Genomic DNA, 4,228 nt, shown 5'->3' with positions numbered 1-4,228 from the left:
CCATCAATAATTCGCCAACTTAAATTCGCCAGCTTACAGAGCACCATACTCCCTATCTGGTCGTCATATCATCGACCCTTAATACTAAATCATTAAAACTGATCGGGAGATGGGGAGAAGTAAGGGGAGGGAAGAACGTGGATATTGTTAATCATCACTCATCCTCCGGACTTGCTATAAGTTAATCAATAGTTAAGTAGCTCCACTTAATTAAACATCAAACGTTCAACAGTATAATTTCCCTGTTGACCCCGATTTTCCATCCCCTCAATAATTGCTAAAGCGTTGGTCGTATTCATCCTCAAATACATAACTACCCAATTCTTGACGTTTGAGATGTAGCCCTTGGTCTTCAATACGGTTCATTTGAGGAGAATAAGGAGGAAGAAAAAAGATGCGTGGGTCCTTGTTTTGACCAAATTTGATGACGTTGTTGAACTACCTTGGCACGATGGATTGAAGCGTTATCGTGAATAATCACTGTGGGCTTTCCTGTCTCAAATAATCGCTTCATCGCTTTTTGTGCTTGCCATTCCATCAAACGAAGATAACTGTTGGTGTTGTAAGTTCCCACTTTCAAGGTATATTCAAATCTTTTGTCTTGTTCCCAAACTCCCATGCGGATTGACTCTTCTTCCTTTTCTACTGGTTTGAGAAATAGATTTTTGTTTACCAATGGGACTATAGCCGTAAGCATTCAGCAGTCAGCTGTCAGCCGTTGGCCACAGACCCAAAGCTGATAGCACCTCAAGTAGCGTGGCCATTCCCGTAGCGTGGCCATAGGCCAAAGCCCAAAGCTGATAGCTAAATGCTTACTCAAGACAAGGTCAAAAACGGTAATTATTTTGTATAATTGATTTAGAAATGCTATCGGTAAACTACCTACTAGAAGAAGCATGGCAAGAGGATGAACTTCTGCTATAAATTCTGCCACTAGAGTCTCTTTTGACAGTAACCTCTTGAATAATGGTTGCTTCATCCCCAGAGGCAGTTGCTGTACTTTCGGCTTGGACTACAACCGTACCATCTGGTGAAACTATCCATTTTATGATTGTCTGGGAACGTTTCATGGTTACATCACTCTAGTTAGTAATTTTAGTTATTAGGTAGATTCAATTTTATTACCCCTGCTCCGAAGCTCCGTTCGCGTTCGCGCAGCGTCTGGCTCTGCCAGTAAGCGTGGCCCACGGCCTTAGCTCCCTGCTCTCTAAAACCATTAATAGCATTGGGATTATTCCCCAGTATTGATGGTACTAAGTTCACTATGGATCATATAGTTAACTTCACTATTGAGCCACTCTTGAAACATACTCTGTAAAATTTCTTTAGACTTTTCTTCCGTTAATTCAGCTGGAATAAATTCTTCAACTAAGAAAAGATGATATCCTTGTTCGGTTTGCAGGGGATGAGTCACTTCTCCTGGCTGAACACTAAAGATAACGGCAGCTATCTCAGGCTTAAAACTCCAGCGAGGCAACTTTCCTTCATAGCCACACCGTCGCTGCCTTTCTGGGTCTATATCATAGAAATGAGCAGCTTCATAAAAACTGATTTCTCCTTCTTCAATCTGATAGAAAAGCTCCAGAGCAATTTCCTCAGAATCCACCAGAATTTGATAAACCAACACTTGCTCAAAGTCCAGTCGATTTTGAGCAAAGCTTTTTTCGACATCCTTAGAAAATAAGGACTCAGCAAGCTTTTGGGCAAGCAAGCGATCGCTAATTCCCGCTTCCCAATCCTCTGCTGTCACCATCTGATCTGCCAGCCAAGCCAATGTTTCTGCTGCCTTTTCCAAACGATTGGCATAACGGATCTCATCCGCCTGAGCTTGCACGTCTTCTGGTGAGACTGTTATCCCTCTTTCTTGAGCTGCTTTATTGATAACTCGTTGATACAAAACTTTTTGACAGATGCCCTTGAGATGTATCTCCTTTTTCAAGGAGTACATAATTTCCTCTGGAGTCACCGATGCTTTGGAAAGGTCAACCATTACACCCGATTATGAACTATAATTGGAACTACTTACAGTCTTGGTCAGATTCAGCTGAGTCAACCCTCTGACTATTATCATCATACAAAAAGCAATTCCTAACCTCTGCCAAGTTGCCGAATTGAGGGGGGAGTATTTGACAGTCAAACCTAGAGTTTAGACTTATACCTCAATCAAAACACCTCGCCCCTCAATCCCCGTTTTGAAGCCAGCACACAGAAGCTAGATTAGATTTTGTAAAGCTTATAGCTTCAGAAGTATCTGCTAAAGAAGTTAAATCTCATGAAAAAAGGTTCCTGAATATCAGGTGCTGAGAAGTTATCAGTACCAGCGCTAGCTTCAACAATACCCGCAGTGTTTGTGGCTTTACTAGCAGATGCTTGCACTGCACTGGTAGCCATGTTTCCATCAGGATCGATGCTCATGGCATTAGTCATAGTACTTGCTGCTTCAGAATTTACTTCCGATACAGATATAATTGTAGAACGACTAGCCTTCATCGTTGTAAATGAGCCAGGTAAAGCCCATAAATCAAAGCTATCAAACATAATCGTTAACCTCCTTTGTTACTAATGGAACGAGTTAAAAACAATTTTAATTAGTTAAAAATTAACTATAGTTTTGGCATAATTCTGGAACTTCGTATCGGATAACTTAGGCTCAGCGGACAATAATTGATAAAATAATTATCATAAAAGCGATGCAGCGCTGTTGCCTGTTGCCTGTTGCCTTTTGCCTTAAAATAATAAGCAAAGTACCTCACCCAAATAAGAACTGCTATATATTTGTTGAGTTACCCAATGAAACCATAAATCGCAAAGGCATCGTAGACAGAATGACCCGAGTAAAAACGATCCCTAGCCCTAGCCTCAGCTCTTGCCCTAGCTTCAGAAAAGAACTGGTCTACATCGGTAAAGCCTTTTACCGATGTATCGGTATGCTGACCGAAAGCATCGGCCTTACCATTAGCGGTAGCGATGCCAGGACCAGCTAAGGCTTGAGCATTAGTAAAAACAAAACCACCTAAAATAGGGTGGTCTTTTACCTTTAGCTCGAAATATTCTAATTCAGAAATTTTCATGAATGATTCTCCTGGTCAAATTAGGTAATAGTTAATTGTGATTGGGAGCATTTAAAAGCAACTAAATATAAAAGCAACTAAATATGATAAATTGGGAGCACCGTTTTCTGTAAGTACCGAGCAAGATGCTCCCACTACCAATTACGTCCTTATTTTACTCACCACAAGCAAAATGCTTCCACTACCAATTCACAAAAATGGGATGCTCCCATTGTGATTAATGCTGCGGAAAGATGTTACTGATTTTTGCTTCATCTTTCCGCAGCATTGATAGCCTTAAGTCTCAACGATTACTCTAAGCCGTTTTAGTAATAATGCTTCTTATTCTTAGAAGAACTAACAGATATTGTACTTAGGGTAGATTGAGAACCATGCTCAGTAGTGGTAGTACTGCCAGTGACGTTAGTGAAAGTCTCCTCACCAAAGGCTTGTGCGCGCCCATCAATCGTAGCTACGTTCTCTTCAATGTCAATACCGACGTTGATAAATTTGTTAAATCCGAAAGGGAAGTAAGGTTGGTAGTAGCCAGATCCACCCACAACTTTGGGGTCTTCAGCAATAGTTTCTAAATGATTTAGATCAGAAATAATCATTATTTATTTATCTCATGTTTGTTAATAAAAATGCTTAGATTAAACTTCAATTAACCTATCATTTTTCAAAATTATTGTCTCGCTAATTTGGCAAGTGATCTATTGATTTACGGTTTGATATAACTACTAATACTTTAGTATCTTGAAGTCATAAAAGTGAAGTATTTACACCTAAAAATGAGTGTCATCATCCTGATATATAATTTAATTTAATGCATTATATTAGGATATGAATACACCCAGGTTTACAAATTACTTAATCACAAAAAGTTCCTGATTAAGTACTAACGGCTGATAGCAGAGAAGCCAATACCTACAGACTTGGAACCAGTTACTCCACCTTGCTCAATAGTGATGAAGACGCTTTCTTGCTTAGTAGCAACGTTATTACCTTTATCGCTAGAAGCTTCAGATGTAACACCACCTGAAGCGGTAATACCATTAATGTCTACACGAGAGATAATGCTGGTATTGAAAATTTCGGTTTCGGTGATGTTGCTGGTGGTGTTGAAAACGCTGTTGACATTGTTGTTGAATGTGATTCCAGCAATAGTAGTACCACCA

Annotated in this window: 8 protein-coding genes; all 8 read right to left on the bottom strand. The window is 39.9% G+C overall.

Going from position 1 to position 4,228, the window contains the following annotated elements; translation table 11 throughout:
- Positions 1 to 352 precede the first annotated feature (352 nt).
- Positions 353 to 697, bottom strand: a complete 345-nt coding sequence (locus tag F6J94_RS31115; RefSeq protein WP_293024704.1) for a hypothetical protein — start codon at positions 695 to 697, stop codon at positions 353 to 355.
- Positions 698 to 898 (bottom strand): hypothetical protein, encoded by a 201-nt coding sequence (locus F6J94_RS31110; protein WP_293047329.1) that lies wholly within the window; start codon positions 896 to 898, stop codon positions 698 to 700.
- The gene (locus tag F6J94_RS31105) at positions 879 to 1,070 is read right to left on the bottom strand and encodes a hypothetical protein (protein ID WP_293047327.1); all 192 of its coding nucleotides are present in this window, start codon (positions 1,068 to 1,070) and stop codon (positions 879 to 881) included. The genes F6J94_RS31110 and F6J94_RS31105 overlap by 20 nt, the downstream gene beginning before the upstream one ends.
- 161 nt (positions 1,071 to 1,231) lie before the next feature.
- Positions 1,232 to 1,990 carry a peptidylprolyl isomerase gene (locus tag F6J94_RS31100; protein WP_293047325.1) on the bottom strand — a complete coding sequence of 253 codons (759 nt, stop codon included), beginning with the start codon at positions 1,988 to 1,990 and terminating at the stop codon, positions 1,232 to 1,234.
- 251 nt (positions 1,991 to 2,241) lie between these two features.
- Positions 2,242 to 2,538 (bottom strand): hypothetical protein, encoded by a 297-nt coding sequence (locus F6J94_RS31095; RefSeq protein WP_293047323.1) that lies wholly within the window; start codon positions 2,536 to 2,538, stop codon positions 2,242 to 2,244.
- A gap of 245 nt (positions 2,539 to 2,783) precedes the next feature.
- Positions 2,784 to 3,071, bottom strand: coding sequence for a hypothetical protein (locus F6J94_RS31090; protein ID WP_293047321.1), 288 nt, complete (start codon positions 3,069 to 3,071; stop codon positions 2,784 to 2,786).
- 305 nt (positions 3,072 to 3,376) lie between these two features.
- Entirely contained in the window at positions 3,377 to 3,664 is a 288-nt protein-coding gene (locus tag F6J94_RS31085; RefSeq protein ID WP_293047319.1) for a hypothetical protein, read from the bottom strand.
- Positions 3,665 to 3,948: 284 nt separating this feature from the next.
- Positions 3,949 to 4,228, bottom strand: a 280-nt coding sequence (locus F6J94_RS31080) for a hypothetical protein (protein WP_293047317.1), incomplete at its 5' end; no start/stop codon positions are given.

Origin of the sequence: Moorena sp. SIO1F2 (genome assembly GCF_010672755.1) — a bacterium.
In the GTDB taxonomy this organism is placed as follows: Bacteria; Cyanobacteriota; Cyanobacteriia; order Cyanobacteriales; family Coleofasciculaceae; genus Moorena.
This window is presented reverse-complemented; position numbering and strand designations above follow the sequence as displayed.

Excerpts from the sequence above, each read along its gene's own strand:
- F6J94_RS31100 (WP_293047325.1), bottom strand. The coding sequence starts at position 1,990 with ATGGTTGACCTTTCCAAAGCATCGGTGACTCCAGAGGAAATTATGTAC.
- F6J94_RS31110 (WP_293047329.1), bottom strand. The coding sequence starts at position 898 with ATGCTTCTTCTAGTAGGTAGTTTACCGATAGCATTTCTAAATCAATTA.
- F6J94_RS31105 (WP_293047327.1), bottom strand. The coding sequence starts at position 1,070 with ATGAAACGTTCCCAGACAATCATAAAATGGATAGTTTCACCAGATGGT.
- F6J94_RS31095 (WP_293047323.1), bottom strand. The coding sequence starts at position 2,538 with ATGTTTGATAGCTTTGATTTATGGGCTTTACCTGGCTCATTTACAACG.
- F6J94_RS31085 (WP_293047319.1), bottom strand. The coding sequence starts at position 3,664 with ATGATTATTTCTGATCTAAATCATTTAGAAACTATTGCTGAAGACCCC.
- F6J94_RS31115 (WP_293024704.1), bottom strand. The coding sequence starts at position 697 with ATGCTTACGGCTATAGTCCCATTGGTAAACAAAAATCTATTTCTCAAA.
- F6J94_RS31090 (WP_293047321.1), bottom strand. The coding sequence starts at position 3,071 with ATGAAAATTTCTGAATTAGAATATTTCGAGCTAAAGGTAAAAGACCAC.